This is a genomic window from Stenotrophomonas sp. 10L48 (assembly GCF_056395105.1).
This window is the reverse complement of the sequence record NZ_JBFTIX010000003.1, coordinates 345,751-364,087: the sequence shown is the minus strand read 5'-3', so window position 1 is coordinate 364,087 and position 18,337 is coordinate 345,751. Positions and strand designations below refer to the sequence as shown.

Genomic DNA, 18,337 nt, shown 5'->3' with positions numbered 1-18,337 from the left:
GTATGCGGGGTCGTCAGGCTGGACACCCAATGACTGTATCGCAGCTTTGGCCGCAGGGAAACCCTTTGGCGACGGGCGGTTTGCGCCGCCCTAGCCCATCCGCCGTGCCTGTTCCTGGGTCTCGTGCACCTGCTGCTGGGCCAGCGACACCCCCTGCGCCTGCTCGCGAGTGGCATTGATCGCGTCCATCTGGGCGGTGCTCGCGCTCAACGGCTGGGCCATGCCCGCCGCCACTTCGACGTGGGCATGTCGACGGTGCGCGGCGTTCAGGTCGGGCGTATCCACCGCGAAGGCGCGGCTGTGGTCGTCGCTGAGCACCACGTGGCAAATGGACTCCAGCCCCTCGCGCCTGGCCTGCACGGCCAGTGCGCCGGCGAGCTGGTCGCTCTGCAGGTCAGGCACCCGGTTGTGGGCGCGGTCCAGCGCGTGGACCCCGGTCTGGGCTCCCACAAACAGGGGGTTGCCGGCATGGGAGGGATGGTCGATGCCGATCGCCTGCGCCGAGGGTTCGGCGGCACGGCTGGCCTGCCGGCTTTCGGCGGCAGCCTGGACGTGCGGGGGCCGCTCGACCAGTTTCCGGGCGGCGGCCTCCTGCTTGATCAGTTCCGAGTCCAGACTGGGGATGACCGTCGGATCCATGCCATGGCGGGCGGTCGCCTCACTGAAGGCCGGCATCATTCCGCGGATGACGCGTTCGGACTTGTCGAGGTTGTGCAGCTTCGCTGCGTCCAACACCAGGTTGCCGGTCGGCAAGTGGGTCGCAGCAGCAGCCCCGATGCCCACCGCAGCACCCCCTACCGCGGACAGGGTGATCGGCGCCTTGTCGGTAATGCCCTTCACATGGGAGGCCACCAGGTCATAGCCGCGGTCAACGTGGGCGCCAGCGGTCGCGAACCCGTTCTGCAGCTTGCCAGCGACCCATTGGCCGTCGTGGTTGATGGCGGCGGCCACGCGCTCGCCCGCCGCGCGCGTGCCTGCGGCATCGGCAAGGGCCTGTTTCGTCGCATGCTGCGCATGTTGCTCGCCGTGGTCACGGACGTCTTCGGCCTGCTTGGCAAGCCTGCCGGCGACGTTGTCCGCGCCCACCCGGCCAGCGACCCACGATAGTGCGGAGAGACCATGGGAGCGGGTCTGCGATTCGACGCGGTGCAGGGTGGATTCGATGCTTCCGGTCAGTTCGCGCCCCGAAGCAACCACCGTGCTCGTCGCCCGGGTACCCAACTGCAGGCTGGCCGAGCCCATGTTCACTACCTGGCCGATGACCATGCCTTCGGTCTTCAGCACACGCTCGACGCCATCGCCCGTTCTGTCCAGCACCTGGGCAGTGGCAGCGCCCGCCCGCTCGACCTGCTCGCCGGCCAGGCGACCGCTACGCATGCCGTAGGCCGTGGCGTGCAGCACAGTGGACAACGGCCCCGCCAGTTCCGCCACCTGGCTGGGCGGCGCCACGTGCGGGCGATCGACGAGCGCCCCTTGCGCATCGCGGGTCTTGGGCTCAAGCAACAATTCCAGGCGCCCTGCCGCGAGCGGAATATCGCGCAGCGCCTGCTGGCCCGGCTGGCTCGCCAGTTGTTCGATGAACTGTGCGGCGGAGGTCTGCGCCCCCGGGGGCAGCATCTCGCGCAGCTTTTCACCGACGACCTTCTGCATGGCCGGATCCTTCAGCACCATGCCCAGCTCGTTGGCAAGCACGCCGTAGCCACGACGTTGCTGCTCGCTCAGGCGGTGCATGCCGTTCTGCACATCGTTCAGCACTTCACCGGTGGTCTGATAGGTGTGCACGGTCTGCTGCGTATCGAAGGTTGGCAGGCCGTTGTCCTTGGCGAAACGTGCCGGGGTAGCCGGATGCAGGCCGGCGGCGTTGAACGTAGTGGCACGTGCGCCGGTGACTGCGGAGGCGGCGGACGCCATGCCGCCACCGAGGGAGTGACCGGCGATTTCGAAGCCACCGGGCAGGCGTCTGTTCATGGCTACGGCAAGTTCCATCGCGCGATCGTAGTAATCGCTGCGCATGCCGATGCCCTGCTGGCCGTTGTTGAGGAAATCCTCGCCGCCGGATTCACGTTTTCCATCGGGCGCGAGAGGGTCAACAATCTCACCCGTAGATCCCTTGTAGACCACGACAGGTTTCGCATCCTCGCCAAAGACGCGCTTGTCCGGGATGTAGATTTCGGCACGGAATCCGGACCTCCTCGGCTGAAGCATTTCCTTGAGTTCGGCGTCCGAGATGTTGATACCGGCCTTACGGAGTGTGTCGGGATCACTACTTGCGCGCGTCCATCCTACCGGGGGCTCTCCCTCGTGCTTCGCCGACTTATACACATCAGCAGCCAGTCCCGCCATTTCACGCGCATGGTAGGTTTCCTGCAGGCGCTCGGCCTCTTCTTCATTCCCACTTTCGCGCAACTTCTGTACGAGAAGATTCTGCTCGTTGACTGCGCGCGCACGCGTCTCGTTCTCCGAACCACTCATGGCAATCTCCATTGCACTTTGAAGTGCCGCCTGTTTCGCAGCACCTATGGATTACCAGAACCTTTTGCTAGTGTCACCTCATCAGCGAATCGATAGGAAAAACATGACCGTCATTCTTCACAATATGACGACAAAATTCCTCGCAAGCGTGGCATGGATCACACTTCTGCTTGTGATGGGGTGCTCTGGAACGTCTGCACGTGATGCCGAAAACTATTTCGAGGGTGCTGCGTTACGACTCGCCATCGCTGCTGAAGACGGCGACGCCAATGCTATACACCACCTCGTAAAGGAAGAAGGCGTCAACCCGGACAAAGCGTTTTCAACGCGGGATGGAATCCCTCTGATTGCATGGCCGCTGCGGACCCGCAACATCGAGGGACTCAAAGCACTGCTCGATGTCGGAGCAGACCCCAATGCGCGTGAATCGAAACAGATGCACGGAGAACTGATCAGGTTCGACAACGCCATGGTCTACGCAGCAAAGATGGACGACCCTCGGTTCCTGGAATTGCTGCTGAAGCACGGTGGAGATCCCAACACACGAAACGTCAACAATGAAACGCTTCTCTTCCAAGCCTTCATCAGCGGGAACCAGTGGAAGAATGTCCAGACCTTGGTCAATCACGGCGCAGACGTGAATGGATCCAACCGCAGAAGCCTGGGAGACGACACTGTTCTGAGCTGGTACACAGGAAGAGGCGGATTCGACTACGCCTACTGGTTGCTGGAGCACGGCGCAGACCCCACCATTCCCGAGCACGTATCGGAAAGTTCGGGCAAATCTGCTCGGCAATTGATGGTCGAAGACATCTACTGGGAAATCACCACGCCGGACAACCTGCCGTGGCAGAAGAAATGCCAGCAATGGCTGGCTGAGCGCAACATCCCCCGCCCGCCGATGCCCGACCACATCCGCAGGAAGCGCGAGGCCTTCAAATTCCCGAGCAAGGAAGAAGACATTCCGCTGCTGTAAGGAGCTCTGACATGGACGTTCACCTGCGTCGCATCATTGCGTATCCCGCCCTTCTGGCAGCAGCGCTGTTTCTGATTCCGGGCTGCACGCCACAGTCAACGCATGGTGCCAGCAGCTACTTCAAGGGCAAGGCGCTTGAGCTGGCCGTTGCCAGCGAGCAAGGGGATGCCGACACGATCACGCGCTTGGTAAAGGACGAAGGCGTCGATCCCGACAAGGCCTTCGCTCGCGATGCTGGCATCCCCTTGGTGGCGTGGCCCCTTCGCGCGAAGAATCTTGATGGGCTACGTGCACTTCTGGACAACGGCGCAGATCCGAATGCACGCGTATACAAGACGGTGGACGGGCGCAGGCTTGGTTACAACAATGCGATGGTCTACGCGGCAAAGATGGACGACCCTCGCTTCCTGGAGCTGCTCCTGAAGCATGGCGGAGACCCCAACACCCGCAACTCAGCCAACGAGACTCTACTGCTGCAGGCATTCCTCAGCGGAAATCAGTGGAAGAACATCCAGGTACTGATTGAGAACGGGGCCAACATCAATGAATCAAGCCTGGACCTGGGCGATGACACGGTCCTGAGCTGGTACACGACGCGAGGCGGCTTCGACTACGCTTACTGGCTACTGGAACATGGTGCTGATCCAGCGATTGCAAAGCCGGAAGGGTCCAGCCAGCCTGGCCGGCAGAAGATGGTCGAGGACATCTACTGGGAAATCACCACGCCGGACAACCTGCCGTGGCAGAAGAAATGCCAGCAATGGCTGGCTGAGCGCAACATCCCCCGCCCGCCGATGCCCGAACACATCCGCAGGAAGCGCGAGGCCTTCAAATTCCCGAGCAAGGAAGAAGACATTCCGCTGCTCTGATTCCTGTCTCAGCTGCCGGAAAGCAGCACGCAGTCATCCGGCAGATGCATCCGCACCCTGCCCGCCACGCAGTCGATGCGGAAGCGGCGTGCCTGCACCGGTTCGCCGTCCAGGTTCAACGTCAACGGCTGCGGTGCGTCGATCTGCAGCCACGGCAGCTGCGCGCGCGTGGCGACACGTTCAAGCGCCGCCTCCTTGCCGCCGGTCAGCATCTGTCCAAGGGTGGCTGCGACTTCACCCTCCAGTTCCGGCACCACGGTGACGTCCAGCAGGCCGTCATCGATCAGTGCCTGGGGGCACAGCTGCTGGCCGCCACCGGCCTGACGGCCGTTGCCGATACCCAGCGCGATGAACCCACCTTCCCACTGGAAGTCCGGCCCGCTCAGGCGTGCGGTGATGGGTTCGATGCGGCCGAGCTTGGCGATACCGGTGATGACATAGGCCAGGCCGCCGAGCATCTTCTTCAAGCCGGCATCGGTTTCCACCGTGACCTGGGTGCCGAAGCCGCCGCTGGCGAGGTTGGCGCACCACCATGGCTTGCCGTCGGCATCGACGCGCAGCAGGTCCATGGGGCGTGGGTGGCCGCTGGCAACCAGTGCGAAGGCCTCCTGCGGCTCCACCGGAATGCCGGCAGCGGTGGCGAAATCGTTGGCGGTGCCCATCGGCACCAGCGCGAGCGAAGGCAGCGCCTCAGCCGGCTCGTCGCGATGCGCCAGCGTCTCGGCGACCGCGCTGAGCGTGCCGTCGCCGCCGGCCGCCACGATCACGTCCACGCCGTGGTCGATGGCCTCGGCGACGTAGCGCTCGGCATCACCGTCTTCCCAGGTCACCCGCACTTCCAGCTGCACGCCGCGTTCGCGCCAGTGGCCCACGGCCTCGCGCAGGTCATCGTTGCCTGCGGACTTGCCGTTGAGGATCAGGCGCCAGCGGGGGGTGCTCATGCGGTGCTTCCAGGGAAGGGCGGCACAGGCTAGCAACCGCGCGTTCGGGGCCAGTGAAAGGCAGCGGCCACCGTTCAGGTCAGGGCGCTGGGCTCGCCCGCGCGGCATGTCATGCAGGTGTCATCGGCCACCGGGAGAATGGAAGGCCATAGCAGGGACGACGGATGGAGGCAGGATCAGCCTCCCACGCATGCAGCAAGGCCACGCCAGTGTTTGGCGTGGCTTTTTTTTACCCATCGCGCGGGTGTAGAGGCCGGCTCACAGGTAAGCCTCGATGGGACCGTGCAGGAGGCAGCTGTCGAAGGCATCGATGCTGCACAACATCGCTTCATCAATTGCGTACTCCTGCAACAGAAGGTTGAGCGCCGGAATTCCGGTCACGAACCTGCGTTCCACCCGGGTCTGCGCGTCCTGCATGGCGTAGTCGTAGTCGAAGCCATAGGCGGTCTCGGTGAAGCGTGCGGCATGGGTGATCATGCGCAGCTCGTAGGTGTCTTGTTCGCCAGGAATGACATGGGCGAAGCAGCGCAACCCGGTGTCCACCGAAGCCAGCTCCGCTGCCAGCGCCCATCCCTTTTCAAGCGCCGCGAATGGCCGCGGCGGCGGTGATGGGTGGCGGCGACGCCAAAGCATCATGGCGCGTTCCACGTCATGGCCAGCGGCCTGCAGCTCGATGGCGGCCTCGGCGACCCCCAACCCTGTGCGGTGCCCGTAATCGGCCACGAGCTGATCAACCACCAAGGCGTGCGCCTGTGACAGGTCGCCGCCGGCAGCCTCCAGCGCCTGCCTGCAGACAGCAATCGAGGCCGGCAGCCGCTGGCGGAGTGCGGCAATGGCGTATTTCATCGGCACACCAGTCACCAGGAAACGGCCTACCCGGCGAATGCCTTCAGCGCCTCACCTTCCAACCGGTACACCGTCCACTCGTCCTGCGGTCTGGCCCCGGCTGCGGTGTAGAACTCGATGGCCGGCGTGTTCCAGTCCAGCACCGACCATTCGAAGCGACCGCAACCTTCAGCTACCGCCTGGCGGGCGATGTACTTCAGCAGCGCTTTGCCCGCGCCGGAGCCGCGTTTTTCCGGGCTCACGTACAGGTCTTCCAGGTAGATGCCCTTGCGCCCCAGCCAAGTGGAATAGTTGTAGAAATACACCGCGTAGCCGATGGCTTCGCCGTTCGCCTCGCAGACCAGCGCGCGGGCGGTGGCGTCGGCGCCGAACAGGCTTTCGGCGATGCCGATCTCATCGGTCTGCACCGACTGCTCTGCCTTCTCGTAGATCGCCAGTTCGCGGATGAACCGAAGGATCAGGCCGGCGTCGGCGACGGTGGCCGGGCGGATGTTCAGGAGTGCCATGAGCAGAAAAAAGGGGACGGAGGGGATTAAGCGAGCTTAATCCCCTCCGTCCCCTTTTTGTCAGCGCGCTGCAGCGACGTTGGCGCGCATCTGCGCGATCACGTCCTGGTAGCTGGTCTTGGCGTTGAAGATGGCCGAGCCGGCGACGAACGTGTCGGCGCCAGCGGCGGCGATCTCGCCGATGTTGTCGGCCTTCACGCCACCATCGATCTCCAGGCGGATGTCACGGCCGCTGGCATCGATCTTCTGGCGCACCACGCGCAGCTTGTCCAAGGCCGACGGAATGAAGGCCTGGCCGCCGAAGCCCGGGTTGACCGACATCAGCAGCACCAGGTCGAGGTCGTCCAGCACCCAGTCGAGGATGTCCACCGGGGTGGCCGGGTTGAGCACGATGCCCGGCTTGCAGCCCAGCGAGCGGATCAGCTGGATGGTGCGGTGCACGTGGCGGCTGGCCTCCGGGTGGAAGCTGATGTAGGTGGCACCGGCCTCGGCGAAGTCCGGGATGATGCGGTCGACCGGCTCGACCATCAGGTGCACGTCGATCGGCGCGGTGACGCCGTGCTTGCGCAGCGCCTGGCAGACCATCGGGCCGATGGTCAGGTTGGGCACGTAGTGGTTGTCCATCACATCGAAATGGACCCAGTCCGCACCTGCGGCCAGGACGTTGTCGACTTCCTCGCCCAAGCGGGCGAAGTTGGCCGAGAGGATGGAAGGAGCGATGAGGCAGTTGGACATGGCCGGGGCCTTCGGAACGGGGAAAGGGGTCTCCCGCCCGCAGGCGGGGCAATGGGGTCAGCGCTTGCGCAGGGTCTTGATGCGGTCGTAGGCGGCGTTGATGCGCCGCGACTTCTGCTCGGCCTGCTGCTGCAGCTCGGGGGCGGCGCCGCCCAGCTTGTCGGGGTGGTACTGGGAGATCAGCTTGCGGTAGGCGCGCTCGACCTCGGCATCGGTGGCCTCGGAGGTCAGCCCCAGCTCGCGGTACGGGTTCTCCTTGTTCAGGCGGAACCAGTCGCTGTCGAAGGCATGCCCCAGCAACAGGCCGACCACCGCGCCGAACAGCGGATTGGGCCGGAACAGCAGGGCGCCGGCGATGAATCCGAGCAGTTTTCCGTACCAGCGCATGGCGCTCCGGGGTCGGCCGACGAAATGGACGCTCATTTTACGTCACAGCGGGCCCGGACCGCTTTACACTAGGCCGCCCGCTGACCAGTTGCGGGCCCGCCGGGTCCCCTGGGCAGCCGTCTCGACGAAGCCCCAGGAGTGCCCGTGCCAACCACGCTGTTGCAATCCGATCTCCCCGGCCTGCCCTTGCGCCACCGCGGCAAGGTGCGTGATGTGTTCGATATCCCGCGCGAGCGACTGCCGGCCGGTACCCCACCGGGGGACTACCTCTTGATGGTCGCCACCGATCGCCTGTCGGCGTTCGATGTGGTCCTGCCCGACCCGATCCCGGGCAAGGGCGAGATGCTCTGCCAGGTGTCCAACTTCTGGTTCGCCAAGACCGCGCACCTGATGCCCAACCACCTGACCGGCATCGATGTGGCCAGCGTGCTGCCCGAGGGCGTGGACGCGGCCCTGTACGCCAAGCGCGCGGTGGTCACCCGCAAGCTGAAGCCGGTACCGGTGGAAGCCATCGCCCGTGGCTACCTGATCGGCAGCGGCTGGAAGGACTACCAGCGCACCGGCAAGGTCAGCGGCATCGAGCTGCCCGACGGCCTGCGCCAGGCCGAGCAGCTGCCCGAGCCGATCTTCACCCCCTCGACCAAGGCCGCCGTTGGCGACCATGACGAGAACATCGACTTCGACGCGATGGTGAAGACGGTCGGTGCGGAAATGGCCGAGCGGGTGCGCGACGCGACGCTGCGCATCTACAAGTTCGCGGCCGATTACGCACGCGAGCACGGCATCATCCTGGCCGACACCAAGTTCGAGTTCGGTACCGACGCCGACGGTCGCCTGTACATCATGGACGAGATGCTGACGCCGGATTCCTCGCGCTACTGGCCTGCCGACGAGTACGAAGTGGGCACCAGCCCGCCGAGCTACGACAAGCAGTTCGTGCGTGACTACCTGGAGACGCTGGACTGGGGCAAGACCGCCCCGGGCCCGAGCATCCCGGCGGAGATCATCGAGCGCACCCGCGCCAAGTATGCCGAGGCGCTGCAGCGCCTGGCCGGGATCAGCGTCGACTGATTCCCCTGCGCCCCGGCCCGCGTGGCGGGGGCGTTCTGAATGCGGTAGTGCAGGCCGCTGGCCGGCAAGCCCGGCGAACGTGCAGCCAGGCATGGCCTGGCTCTACTGACGGTTGGCAGTGCCGGTCGCTGGCCGGCAACCCCGCGAACCTGCAGCCAGGCATGGCCTGGCTCTACTGCCGGCCCCGGCCGGGGTATGCTGGCCACATGCAGACCAGCACCCAGCTTGCGCGTCCGATCGACCGCTATTTCGCCAGCTACTCCGACGACCACCGCAATGTGGTCAACCAGCGCATCCACGTGGTGGCGGTGCCGGCGATCCTGTGGTCGGTGGTGGCCCTGCTGTGGTGCGTGCCGCCGCTGATCACCTGGTTCCAGTACGGCATCTGGTCGGCGTTCGCGATGTTCAGCGCGTGGTGCTTCTACAACAAGCTGTCGCGTCCGCTGGGCATCGGCATGCTCATCCAGTTCTTCGTGTTCGGCTGCCTGTGCCGGCTGCTGGAAGCGGAAATCGGCCTGCACAACCTGCGCTCGCTGGCCATCGGCGTATTCGTCGTCGCCTGGATCGCGCAGTTCATCGGCCACAAGTTCGAAGGCCGCAAGCCCAGCTTCCTGACCGACCTGACCTACCTGCTGATCGGCCCGGCGTGGGTGATGGCCAAGGCCTATCGCAAGCTCGACTGGCGCTACTGACCAGCGTCGCCGCGTCGACGCCTTCGTTTCCTGAACGGGCAGATCCCGTCACCGACACTGCACGGCGCGCCTGCCAGCCTGCCGCGGTGACCTCCTCACCTTGCCCCGCCCAGCGGCGGCGGTCCCTGTGCGACAGGGGCTGCGCTGTCCCTGCGTGGGCGTAGGGTGGACCTGCCCACCGGGTCCTGATGGGTCATCCGCGCGGCATGCTGCATCGCAGAAAAAATGAATCAGCGCACGTTACATGCAATTGATCGCTGTTCAATGGGTTTCGGCGACATTTGGCAGCCTGTTATGCTCCCTGACCTGCTCGTGAATCATGGATTCCCTGCATGCTCCCCAGCCTGCCCCTGCTGCTGGCCCTGCCGTTCCTCATGGCAGTGGCTGTCGCAGCCTTCCCCCGTAGTTCGCGCTCGACTGCTGCCTGGCTGGCGGCGCTGGCGCCGTTGGGCGGGCTGGCGATCCTCGCCTGGCTGACCCCATCGGTACTTGATGGCCAGGTGGTGCGCACGATGGTGCCGTGGCTGCCGCAGATCGGCCTGGACTTCACCCTGCGCCTGGATGGCCTGGCCTGGATGTTCGCGGGGCTGGTGCTGGGCATCGGCGCGCTGGTGGTGCTGTATGCGCGCTATTACCTCAGCAGCCAGGACAACGCGCACCGCTTCTATACCTACCTGTTGCTGTTCATGGGCGCCATGCTGGGCATGGTGCTGTCGGGCAACCTGTTGCTGCTGATGGTCTTCTGGGAAATGACCAGCATCAGCTCGTTCCTGCTGATCGGTTTCTGGTCGCACCGCCAGGACGCGCGCGAGGGCGCGCGGATGGCGCTGGTGATCACCGGCGGCGGCGGCCTGGCGCTGCTGGCCGGCGTGCTGCTGATCGGCCGCATCGTCGGCAGCTTCGACCTGGACGTGGTGCTGGCCGCCGGCGAGCAGATCCGCGCCAGCGCGCTGTACCCCTATGCCCTGTTCCTGGTGCTGGCGGGCATCTTAACCAAGAGCGCGCAGTTCCCGTTCCACTTCTGGCTGCCGCATGCGATGGCCGCGCCGACCCCGGTGTCGGCCTACCTGCACTCGGCCACCATGGTGAAGGCCGGTGTGTTCCTGCTGGCGCGCCTGCATCCTGCATTGGCCGGCAGCGATCTGTTCTTCTACACGGTCAGCGGCATCGGTGCGATCACCCTGCTGATCGGTGCCTGGAACGCGATCTTCCAGCATGACCTGAAGGGCCTGCTGGCCTATTCGACGATCTCGCACCTGGGCCTGATCACCCTGCTGTTCGGCCTGTCCACGCCGATGGCGGTGGTCGCCGGCGTGTTCCACATCATCAACCACGCCACCTTCAAGGCCTCGCTGTTCATGGCCGCCGGCATCATCGACCACGAGACCGGCACCCGTGACATGCGCAAGCTGGGTGGCCTGCGCAGGCTGATGCCGTTCACCAGCGCGCTGGCGATCATCGCCTCGCTGGCGATGGCCGGCATCCCGCTGCTCAACGGCTTCCTGTCCAAGGAAATGCTGTTCGCCGAAGCGCTGTCGGCCGGTGGTACCGACACCATGCGCACGGCGGTGTCGATCGCCGCGCTGCTGGCTGGTGTGTTCGGCGTGGCCTACAGCCTGCGCTTCGTGCACGACACGTTCTTCGGCAAGGGCCCGCATGGCCTGGACCGCGTGCCGCACGAACCGCCGCGCTGGATGAAGGTGCCGGTGGAGATCCTGGTGGTGATCTGCGTGGCGGTGGGTATTGCCCCGGCCGTGACCGTGGCCCCGGTATTGCACGCGGCAGCCGTTTCGATCCTCGGCAGCGCGATGCCCGAATACAACCTGTCGATCTGGCATGGCTTCAACCTGCCGCTGGCGATGAGCGCCGCTGGCGTGGTCGGTGGCGTAGCCCTCTACTTCGGCCTGCGCAAGCTGATCGATCTGCATGCGGTAACCAACACCACGCCGGGACGCAACGTCTTCCACCACCAGCTGGACCTGCTGTCGGCCGGTGCGCAGCGGTTGACCGCCGGCATCGCCAACGGCAGCCTGCAGCGCATGCTGCTGGGCCTGGTGCTGGTGGCGATCGTGGTCGCCGCCGCGCCCTACATTGCCAACCCGGCCTCGCCGGAATGGACCAGACCGCAGCCGATACCGCTGCTGGGCTGGGCGTTGTGGCTGGTGATGATGTCCTGCGCGGTGGCGACCCTGCGCATGTACAAGCAGCGCCTGCTGGCCGTGCTGCTGGTCGGCGGCGTCGGCCTGATGGTGGCGCTGACCTTCGTGTTCCTGTCCGCACCGGACCTGGCGCTGACCCAGCTGCTGGTGGAGATGGTGACCCTGGTGCTGATGCTGCTAGGCATGAACTACCTGCCGGCACAGTCCGGCCCGGAGCGGCCGCGCTGGCGCAAGCGCCGTGATGCGCTGATCGCGATCGTGGCCGGTGCCGGCCTGGGCGCGCTGGCGTACAGCGCGATGACCCTGCCGCCGAACACCATGGCCGGCGAGCTGCTTGCCCGCGCCCTGCCCGAGGCGTACGGCCAGAACGTGGTCAACGTGATCCTGGTCGACTTCCGCGGCTTCGATACCTTCGGCGAGATCACCGTGTTCGGCATCGCCGCACTGGTCGTGCATGCGCTGCTGCGTCGCACGCGGATGGCGCCGGAGCAGATCATGCCCGGTCCGCCGATCAAGCTGCCTGTGCCTGCCGATCTGGCCCAGATCATGTTCCCGCTGACCCTGACGGTCTCCATCTTCCTGTTCCTGCGCGGCCACAACGCGCCGGGCGGCGGCTTCATCGCCGGCCTGGTGCTGGCGGTGCCGCTGCTGATCCAGTACGTGATCCAGGGCACCGCCTCGGTGGAGTCACGCTTCGGCTTCGACTACATCCGCTGCATCGGTACCGGCCTGCTGATCGCCATCCTCAGTGGCGCCGCGTCGATGCTGTTCGGCGTGCCGTTCCTGACCAGCGGCCACCTGGACCTGCACCTGCCGTTGATCGGCGATGTACCGCTGGCCAGCGCGATTGGTTTTGATATCGGCGTGTACCTGGTGGTGTTCGGTGGCGCGATGCTGATGCTGTCGATGATGGCCACCGTCAAACCCTCGCGGACGCGCACCGCGCACAAGGGCGAGATCGACCTGCAACGCCGCTCGGCACGAACGGGGGAGATGCACTGATGGAACTGGCCCTGGCCTCTGCGATCGGCGTGCTGACCGCCATCGGCATCTACCTGCTGCTGCGCGCGCGCAGCTTCGATGTGATCCTCGGCATGACCTTCCTGTCCTACGCCACCAACCTGCTGATCTTCGCCGGTGGCCGCGTGGTGCAGGGCAAGGCGCCGGTGCTGCAGGAAGGCGTGGAAAGCCACCTGGGTAATTACACCGACCCGCTGCCACAGGCGCTGGTGCTGACCGCCATCGTCATTGCCTTTGCGATGACCGCCGTCAGCATCGTGCTGGCCATGCGCAGCCGCAGCGACAACCACAGTGACCACGTGGACGCGCACGAGCCGGACGACGATGCACCGCCGCGCCGGGGCGAGGACCGCGCATGAATCATCTGGTGATCCTGCCGATCCTGGTACCGCTGCTCGGCGCTGCGCTGTCGCTGTTCGTCGAACACCGCCGCTATGGGCCGAAGGTGCAACGCGCCGTGGCGTGGACCGCGCTGGGCGCGCTGGCGGTGGTGGTCGGCCTGTTGTTCGCCGACACCGCTGGCGGCGACATCCGCGTGTACCTGCTGGGTGACTGGCCGTCGCGCCTGGGCATCGCACTGGTGGCCGACCGGCTGTCGGCGTGGATGCTGCTGACCACCCTGCTGCTGGCCATCCCCTGCCTGCTGCATGCGTGTTCGGGTTGGGACCGGCGCGCACCGCACTTCCATGCGCTGTTCCAGTTCCAGCTGGTCGGCCTCAACGGCGCCTTCCTGACCGGCGACATCTTCAACCTGTTCGTATTCTTCGAGGTGATGCTGATCGCCTCTTACGGCCTCCTGCTCAGTGGCGGCCGTGGCCTGCGCATGCGCATCGGCCTGCACTACGTGGTGTTCAACGTCACCGCCTCGACCCTGTTCCTGATCGCACTGGGCCTGCTGTACGCCTCGCTGGGTTCATTGAACATGGCCGAGCTGTCGCAGCGCATCGCCGAAGTACCGCCTGCGCAGCTGACCCTGGTGAAGGCGACCATGGGCCTGTTGCTGCTGGTGTTCTGTGCCAAGGCCGCGCTGATGCCGCTGTACCTGTGGCTGCCCGAATCGTATGCGCGTGCACCGGCTGCGGTGGCGGCACTGTTTGCGATCATGACCAAGGTGGGCCTGTATGCCGTGCTGCGCATCCAGATGCTGTGGTTCGGCGAGGATGCGGGGGCGATGGCCGGCTACGGCCGCGACTGGCTGCTGTGGGCCGGCGTAGCGACGCTGGTGCTGGGCGGCCTGGGCGCGTTGGCCGCCGCGCGCCTGCGCGTGCTGATTTCGTATCTGGTGATCGTCTCGGCGGCCACGTTGTTCATCGCCTTCTCGGTGGGCACGCCTGAGGTGCTGTCGGCCGGCCTGTACTACCTGCCGCACAGCAGCTTCGTCGCCGCCGCACTGTTCCTGGTCGCCGACCTGATCCGACGCCGCCGTGGCGGCGCCAGCGACCGCAAGGAAGTGATCGCACCGATGCCCGGCAAGGAGACCCCGGCCGTGCTGTTCCTGATTGCGGCGGTGTCGGTGGCCGGCCTGCCGCCGCTGTCCGGCTTCCTGGCCAAGGCCGCGCTGTTGGCCGGCATGCCGGCGCAGTACACCGGCGCGGTGTGGACCGCAGTGCTGGTCAGCAGCCTGCTGGTCATCATGGGCCTGACCCGCGGCGGCATCCGCCTGTTCTGGCGCGTGCCGCTGCCCGATCCCGATGCACCGCCACCGCGCAAGGCACCACTGCGCCGTGTGGAGCTGTTCGCCGCCTGCATCCTGCTGGCGTACGGCATCGGCATGACCTTGTTCGCTGCCCCGCTGATGCAGCACACCGACGCCATCGCCACCCAGCTGCTGCAGCCGGGCGACTACGTGCAGCAGTTGCGCGCGACCACGCCGGAGATCCGCCAGCCATGACCGCCAAGCGTTCCCCGATCCGCCGCCTGCTGCCCTCGCCCGCGCTGAGCGTGATGGTGGTGGTGTTCTGGCTGTTGATGTCCGACAGCTTCACACTCGGCCAGTTCCTGCTGGGCCTGCTGCTGGGCGTGGTCATTCCGCTGTTCGCCGCGCGCCTGGACCGCGAGTTCGCCCGCATCGGCACCCTGCGGCCGCTGCCGAAGCTGCTGTTCGTGACCCTGTGGGACATCCTGATGTCCAACATCCGCGTGGCCATCCAGGTGCTGGGCCCGGAAAAGAACATCCACCCCGGTTTCATCTGGCTGCCGCTGGACATCGCCAACATCCACGGCATCGCCGCGCTGACCAGCATGATCACCCTGACCCCCGGCACGGTGTCGGCCGCCCTCAGCGACGACCGCAAATTCCTGCTGGTGCACGTGCTGCACCTGGAAGACCCGCAGGAGCTGATCGACACGATCAAGCGCCGTTATGAAGCCCCGTTGATGGAGATCTTCCCATGACTGGATTCCAGATCATCCAGACCACCCTGGTGGTGTGCATGCACGTGGTCGGCCTGGCCATGCTGCTGGCCACCTGGCGCCTGCTGCGCGGGCCGACCGTGCCCGACCGCATCCTTGCACTGGATACGCTGTCGGTGACCGCCATCGCCGAGCTGATGCTGTTCGGCATGTACCTCAATTCGGCGATCTACTTCGAGGCGGCACTGATCATCGCCATGCTCGGCTTCGGCAGCACCGTGGTGCTGAGCAAGTTCGTGCTGCGCCGGGACATCGTCGAATGATCACCTTCATCCAGATCGCGCTGTCGATCCTGCTGCTGTTCGGCTGCTTCTTCATCCTGGTCGGCGCACTGGGCCTGGTGAAGCTGTCCACCTTCTTCAAGCGCCTGCACGCACCGACCAAGGCCAGCACGCTGGGCGTGGGCTGCGTGCTGGTGTGCTCGGTGTGCTACCACATCTTCCTGGGCCAGGACCCGCAGCCGCGCGAGCTGCTGATCACCGTGTTCCTGTTCATCACCGCACCGATCAGCGCGCACCTGATGGCCAAGGCCGCACTGTCGCTGCTGATGGAAACGCGCCCCAGCCTGCCGGGCAACGAGCGTGCCGAAGACGAGCAGCTGCCGCCGCCGGAACCGGAGCGCGAAGAGGAAACCACCGCGCGTTGACGGTGGGTGCCGACCGTTGGTCGGCACGACCCCGGATAACCGCCAGTAGAGCCAGGCCATGCCTGGCTGCGAGTTCGCCGAGGTTGCCGGCCAGCGGCCGGCACTACCTCAGACCGGTGTGACCAGCGCGATTTCCAGCCCCAGCCAGGCCACGAACGCGCCCAGCAGCACCGCACCTTCGATGCGGCTGATGCGCAGGTCGCCGCGCAGCATCGGGTACAGCACCAGTGCGAAGGCCAGCACCGCCGGCAGTTCCAGGCGCACGAACGAGGCTGGCAACGCCAGCGGCTGCAGCAGCCCCATCGCACCGATCACCAGCATCAGGTTGACCACGCTGGAGCCGAGCACGTGGCCCAGCACCATGTCGCCGTGACCACGGCGTGCTGCCGCGACCGCGGCCGCCACCTCCGGCAACGCAGTGCCGATCGCCACCGGCAGCAGACCCACCAGCAGCGGCGTCCAGCCCAGCGCGGCGCCGAAATCAGCGGCGGCACCGACCACCAGGCGCGCGCCCCAATACAACGCCAGTGCGGCAACCAGCAGGCGCAGTACGTTCAACGGCAGGCTGGTGCGGCTCAGGGCTGACTCGGCAATGATCGCCTGTACCTCGGCGCTCTCATGGCGTCCGCGACGCAGCAGCAGGAACTGCACCACCACGAACCCGGCCACCAGCACGCCGGCCTCCCAGCGCAGCAGGCGGCCATCGAGCCCGAACACGATCAGCAGCAGGCCCGCGGCCAGCAGCCCCCACCACAGCACGGCCTGCAGGCGCGCGCGCAGCAGCAACGGCGCCACCATCGCGGCCACCGCCAGGGTCAGGCCGAGGTTGACCACGCTGCTGCCGACGGCATTGCCCAAGGCCAGCTCCGGCTGGCCCACCACCAGCGCGCGGGCGTTGACCGCCAGCTCCGGCAGCGAGGTGGTGATACCCAGCAACAGCAGGCCTGCGGTGAATGCACTGGCGCCGAAACGCTGCGCCAGGCCGGACACGGCTTTGACGACGGAGTCCCCACCCAGGGCCAGCAACAGCAGGCCGAGCAGGAACCAGGCAATAGCAATAGCGATCATCGGGCGCTCCCCAGCGGTCGTGGCGCGATTCTACGCTCGGCCCACCCGCGACGGGTGAGCCGAGGATGGCCGATCAGCCGCAGCCTTCGGCGTAGTCCACCTGCGGGGTCCTGCCGACCCGCCAGGCGCCGACCTTGCCGTCAGCGCCGAGGGCGAAATCGATGATCGCCGCCCCCTCCTGCGCCGGGCGCACGCGCAGGTGCTGGGCCTTGTCGTCGTATTTGTCCGGGCCGACGTCGGCGCGCTCGGGATAGAGCACCTGCAGCTCGCCCAGGGTCATGCCGACCCGGCCGCCACCGGGGGCGACGATGGACGGGCTGCGTACGTCGTAGCGGACCAGCTTGCGCGCTTCGAACATCAGGCGCGGGTCTTCGGCCCCCTGCGGGCGCAGGAAGTAGCAGCCTTCATTGGCATCGTCGGCAGGCAGCGGCTTGCCAGTGGCGTCGGTACCCAGACCCTGCAAGGGGGTGCCGAAGCCACTGCGGACCTCGGCGATGCCTGCGCCCAGCGTGGCGCCGCCGAAGCCATCCAGGCGTGCCGGGCTGTCGCTGCGCGGATCCACCGGCGAAGCGGTGGCCAGGTCGGCGTCGGCGGGAACGGAGGCATCCTTCGCCGGTGCGGTGGCCGCGGGCGGCGCTGCCGGTGCGGCGGTGTCGGGACTACGGTTGCAGGCGGCCAACGACAACAGCAGCAGGCCGGCCATCGGGAGATGCTTCATCGGTGCGGATCCTTGGCACAGGGTGGGTGCACGCTACCGCAGCCGGCGTGCAGGCGCTGCATTGTCATCGCGGTTTCATCGCCCTCATTCAGGCTGGGCGAGCACCGACTTGGCTGTCCTCCCCATGCAACCGCGCAAGACCGACCTCGCCCGAACCGCGCTGCAGGCCCACCGCGCACCGCTGGACATGCGCCAGCGACGCCTGCTGATCCTGTGTGATGGCCAGCGCAGCATCGCCGAGCTGACCGCACTACTTGGGCAGGACGCGGCAGCGATGGTGATCCAGCTGATCCAGGGCGGATATCTGGTGACCGCTGCGGACGCACCCGCCTCCACGCCACCTGCGCCGGTTGCGATGCCGGCTCCACTGGCGCCGTCAGTCACTGCCGCTTCTGCGGCGCCGGTCGAGCGCCGCCGCTCGCTGGTAGCCGCGCGCATCTATGTGCTGGGAATCCTGGAGATGCAGCGGCATCCCAACGCAGCGGCGCTGTTCCGCGACCTGCAGCAGGCGCGTGCCGAAGGCGAGGTGCTGCGGGTGATGCAATCGGCGCTGCAGGTGCTGCCGGCGCTGACCTCGGAAGGGTACTGCCAGCGCGTGCGGCAGCGGCTGATGGAGGCGCTGCCGGTGGAGCATTGCAGCGCGTTCGCGGCCATTGCCTGAACCGGTGAACAGCATCCACGCATGGCGTGGATCTACTACATCACTTGCCCGGATGGATCCACGTCACGCGTGCACGCGATATCGCGCTTCCCGGTAGATCCACGCCATGCGTGGATGCGGTATCGCGCTTCCCGATAGATCCACGCCATGCGTGGATG

19 protein-coding genes are annotated in these 18,337 nt (G+C 66.3%); 11 read left to right on the top strand and 8 right to left on the bottom strand.

Annotated elements, in window-relative coordinates; genetic code table 11:
• Positions 1-90 precede the first annotated feature (90 nt).
• Entirely contained in the window at positions 91-2,472 is a 2,382-nt protein-coding gene (locus AC1DCU_RS07110; protein WP_442251367.1) for a Tle-like phospholipase domain-containing protein, read from the bottom strand.
• A 103-nt stretch (positions 2,473-2,575) separates the two neighbouring features.
• On the opposite strand from AC1DCU_RS07110, the gene AC1DCU_RS07105 reads away from it, so the two are divergent.
• Together AC1DCU_RS07105 and AC1DCU_RS07100 are read left to right on the top strand one after the other, a co-directional pair.
• On the top strand, positions 2,576-3,448 hold the full coding sequence (locus tag AC1DCU_RS07105; protein WP_282279461.1) for an ankyrin repeat domain-containing protein: 873 nt from the start codon (positions 2,576-2,578) through the stop codon (positions 3,446-3,448).
• A gap of 11 nt (positions 3,449-3,459) precedes the next feature.
• Positions 3,460-4,317, top strand: a complete 858-nt coding sequence (locus AC1DCU_RS07100; RefSeq protein WP_282279462.1) for an ankyrin repeat domain-containing protein — start codon at positions 3,460-3,462, stop codon at positions 4,315-4,317.
• A gap of 8 nt (positions 4,318-4,325) precedes the next feature.
• Here the strand turns inward: AC1DCU_RS07100 and yegS are convergent, their stop codons facing one another.
• The 5 genes from yegS to AC1DCU_RS07075 all read right to left on the bottom strand — a co-directional run bounded on the left by yegS (position 4,326) and on the right by AC1DCU_RS07075 (position 7,732).
• Positions 4,326-5,258 (bottom strand): lipid kinase YegS, encoded by a 933-nt coding sequence (gene yegS / locus AC1DCU_RS07095; RefSeq protein ID WP_059065388.1) that lies wholly within the window; start codon positions 5,256-5,258, stop codon positions 4,326-4,328.
• A gap of 258 nt (positions 5,259-5,516) precedes the next feature.
• Positions 5,517-6,104: a hypothetical protein gene (locus AC1DCU_RS07090; RefSeq protein ID WP_033832404.1), complete on the bottom strand. Its 588-nt coding sequence runs from the start codon at positions 6,102-6,104 to the stop codon at positions 5,517-5,519.
• Between the two features lie 26 nt (positions 6,105-6,130).
• The gene (locus AC1DCU_RS07085) at positions 6,131-6,610 is read right to left on the bottom strand and encodes a GNAT family N-acetyltransferase (protein WP_025874607.1); all 480 of its coding nucleotides are present in this window, start codon (positions 6,608-6,610) and stop codon (positions 6,131-6,133) included.
• Positions 6,611-6,670: 60 nt separating this feature from the next.
• Positions 6,671-7,345 (bottom strand): ribulose-phosphate 3-epimerase, encoded by a 675-nt coding sequence (gene rpe, locus AC1DCU_RS07080; protein WP_025874606.1) that lies wholly within the window; start codon positions 7,343-7,345, stop codon positions 6,671-6,673.
• A gap of 57 nt (positions 7,346-7,402) precedes the next feature.
• Positions 7,403-7,732, bottom strand: a complete 330-nt coding sequence (locus tag AC1DCU_RS07075) for a J domain-containing protein (protein WP_025874605.1) — start codon at positions 7,730-7,732, stop codon at positions 7,403-7,405.
• Positions 7,733-7,876: 144 nt separating this feature from the next.
• Here AC1DCU_RS07075 and AC1DCU_RS07070 point away from each other — a divergent pair, with 144 nt between their 5' ends.
• From AC1DCU_RS07070 to AC1DCU_RS07035, 8 genes are all read left to right on the top strand, one after another.
• A complete protein-coding gene (locus tag AC1DCU_RS07070) occupies positions 7,877-8,803 on the top strand; it encodes a phosphoribosylaminoimidazolesuccinocarboxamide synthase (RefSeq protein WP_032976644.1) in 927 nt (308 codons plus the stop codon).
• Between the two features lie 206 nt (positions 8,804-9,009).
• Positions 9,010-9,495: an Mpo1 family 2-hydroxy fatty acid dioxygenase gene (locus tag AC1DCU_RS07065; protein ID WP_025874603.1), complete on the top strand. Its 486-nt coding sequence runs from the start codon at positions 9,010-9,012 to the stop codon at positions 9,493-9,495.
• 332 nt (positions 9,496-9,827) lie between these two features.
• On the top strand, positions 9,828-12,656 hold the full coding sequence (locus AC1DCU_RS07060) for a monovalent cation/H+ antiporter subunit A (RefSeq protein ID WP_442251369.1): 2,829 nt from the start codon (positions 9,828-9,830) through the stop codon (positions 12,654-12,656).
• The gene (locus AC1DCU_RS07055) at positions 12,656-13,033 is read left to right on the top strand and encodes a Na+/H+ antiporter subunit C (RefSeq protein ID WP_025874601.1); all 378 of its coding nucleotides are present in this window, start codon (positions 12,656-12,658) and stop codon (positions 13,031-13,033) included. Before AC1DCU_RS07060 ends, AC1DCU_RS07055 begins: the two co-directional genes overlap by 1 nt.
• Positions 13,030-14,565 (top strand): monovalent cation/H+ antiporter subunit D, encoded by a 1,536-nt coding sequence (locus AC1DCU_RS07050; RefSeq protein ID WP_025874600.1) that lies wholly within the window; start codon positions 13,030-13,032, stop codon positions 14,563-14,565. The genes AC1DCU_RS07055 and AC1DCU_RS07050 overlap by 4 nt, the downstream gene beginning before the upstream one ends.
• Positions 14,562-15,068, top strand: a complete 507-nt coding sequence (locus tag AC1DCU_RS07045; RefSeq protein WP_025874599.1) for a Na+/H+ antiporter subunit E — start codon at positions 14,562-14,564, stop codon at positions 15,066-15,068. The genes AC1DCU_RS07050 and AC1DCU_RS07045 overlap by 4 nt, the downstream gene beginning before the upstream one ends.
• A complete protein-coding gene (locus AC1DCU_RS07040; RefSeq protein WP_025874598.1) occupies positions 15,065-15,349 on the top strand; it encodes a K+/H+ antiporter subunit F in 285 nt (94 codons plus the stop codon). The genes AC1DCU_RS07045 and AC1DCU_RS07040 overlap by 4 nt, the downstream gene beginning before the upstream one ends.
• Positions 15,346-15,732, top strand: coding sequence for a Na+/H+ antiporter subunit G (locus AC1DCU_RS07035; RefSeq protein WP_025874597.1), 387 nt, complete (start codon positions 15,346-15,348; stop codon positions 15,730-15,732). Before AC1DCU_RS07040 ends, AC1DCU_RS07035 begins: the two co-directional genes overlap by 4 nt.
• 108 nt (positions 15,733-15,840) lie before the next feature.
• Here the strand turns inward: AC1DCU_RS07035 and AC1DCU_RS07030 are convergent, their stop codons facing one another.
• Both AC1DCU_RS07030 and AC1DCU_RS07025 read right to left on the bottom strand, forming a co-directional pair.
• Positions 15,841-16,800, bottom strand: coding sequence for a sodium:calcium antiporter (locus tag AC1DCU_RS07030; protein ID WP_312964400.1), 960 nt, complete (start codon positions 16,798-16,800; stop codon positions 15,841-15,843).
• 73 nt (positions 16,801-16,873) lie between these two features.
• The gene (locus AC1DCU_RS07025) at positions 16,874-17,518 is read right to left on the bottom strand and encodes a hypothetical protein (RefSeq protein ID WP_049467575.1); all 645 of its coding nucleotides are present in this window, start codon (positions 17,516-17,518) and stop codon (positions 16,874-16,876) included.
• 124 nt (positions 17,519-17,642) lie between these two features.
• Between AC1DCU_RS07025 and AC1DCU_RS07020 the strand changes: the two genes are divergently transcribed.
• Positions 17,643-18,179: a hypothetical protein gene (locus AC1DCU_RS07020; protein WP_282279471.1), complete on the top strand. Its 537-nt coding sequence runs from the start codon at positions 17,643-17,645 to the stop codon at positions 18,177-18,179.
• Positions 18,180-18,337: the final 158 nt, after the last annotated feature.

Excerpts from the sequence above, each read along its gene's own strand:
- AC1DCU_RS07045 (WP_025874599.1), top strand. The coding sequence starts at position 14,562 with ATGACCGCCAAGCGTTCCCCGATCCGCCGCCTGCTGCCCTCGCCCGCG.
- AC1DCU_RS07030 (WP_312964400.1), bottom strand. The coding sequence starts at position 16,800 with ATGATCGCTATTGCTATTGCCTGGTTCCTGCTCGGCCTGCTGTTGCTG.
- rpe (WP_025874606.1), bottom strand. The coding sequence starts at position 7,345 with ATGTCCAACTGCCTCATCGCTCCTTCCATCCTCTCGGCCAACTTCGCC.
- AC1DCU_RS07020 (WP_282279471.1), top strand. The coding sequence starts at position 17,643 with ATGCAACCGCGCAAGACCGACCTCGCCCGAACCGCGCTGCAGGCCCAC.
- AC1DCU_RS07105 (WP_282279461.1), top strand. The coding sequence starts at position 2,576 with ATGACCGTCATTCTTCACAATATGACGACAAAATTCCTCGCAAGCGTG.
- AC1DCU_RS07050 (WP_025874600.1), top strand. The coding sequence starts at position 13,030 with ATGAATCATCTGGTGATCCTGCCGATCCTGGTACCGCTGCTCGGCGCT.
- AC1DCU_RS07090 (WP_033832404.1), bottom strand. The coding sequence starts at position 6,104 with ATGAAATACGCCATTGCCGCACTCCGCCAGCGGCTGCCGGCCTCGATT.
- AC1DCU_RS07065 (WP_025874603.1), top strand. The coding sequence starts at position 9,010 with ATGCAGACCAGCACCCAGCTTGCGCGTCCGATCGACCGCTATTTCGCC.
- AC1DCU_RS07025 (WP_049467575.1), bottom strand. The coding sequence starts at position 17,518 with ATGAAGCATCTCCCGATGGCCGGCCTGCTGCTGTTGTCGTTGGCCGCC.
- AC1DCU_RS07100 (WP_282279462.1), top strand. The coding sequence starts at position 3,460 with ATGGACGTTCACCTGCGTCGCATCATTGCGTATCCCGCCCTTCTGGCA.
- AC1DCU_RS07085 (WP_025874607.1), bottom strand. The coding sequence starts at position 6,610 with ATGGCACTCCTGAACATCCGCCCGGCCACCGTCGCCGACGCCGGCCTG.
- yegS (WP_059065388.1), bottom strand. The coding sequence starts at position 5,258 with ATGAGCACCCCCCGCTGGCGCCTGATCCTCAACGGCAAGTCCGCAGGC.
- AC1DCU_RS07075 (WP_025874605.1), bottom strand. The coding sequence starts at position 7,732 with ATGCGCTGGTACGGAAAACTGCTCGGATTCATCGCCGGCGCCCTGCTG.
- AC1DCU_RS07035 (WP_025874597.1), top strand. The coding sequence starts at position 15,346 with ATGATCACCTTCATCCAGATCGCGCTGTCGATCCTGCTGCTGTTCGGC.
- AC1DCU_RS07055 (WP_025874601.1), top strand. The coding sequence starts at position 12,656 with ATGGAACTGGCCCTGGCCTCTGCGATCGGCGTGCTGACCGCCATCGGC.
- AC1DCU_RS07040 (WP_025874598.1), top strand. The coding sequence starts at position 15,065 with ATGACTGGATTCCAGATCATCCAGACCACCCTGGTGGTGTGCATGCAC.
- AC1DCU_RS07060 (WP_442251369.1), top strand. The coding sequence starts at position 9,828 with ATGCTCCCCAGCCTGCCCCTGCTGCTGGCCCTGCCGTTCCTCATGGCA.
- AC1DCU_RS07110 (WP_442251367.1), bottom strand. The coding sequence starts at position 2,472 with ATGAGTGGTTCGGAGAACGAGACGCGTGCGCGCGCAGTCAACGAGCAG.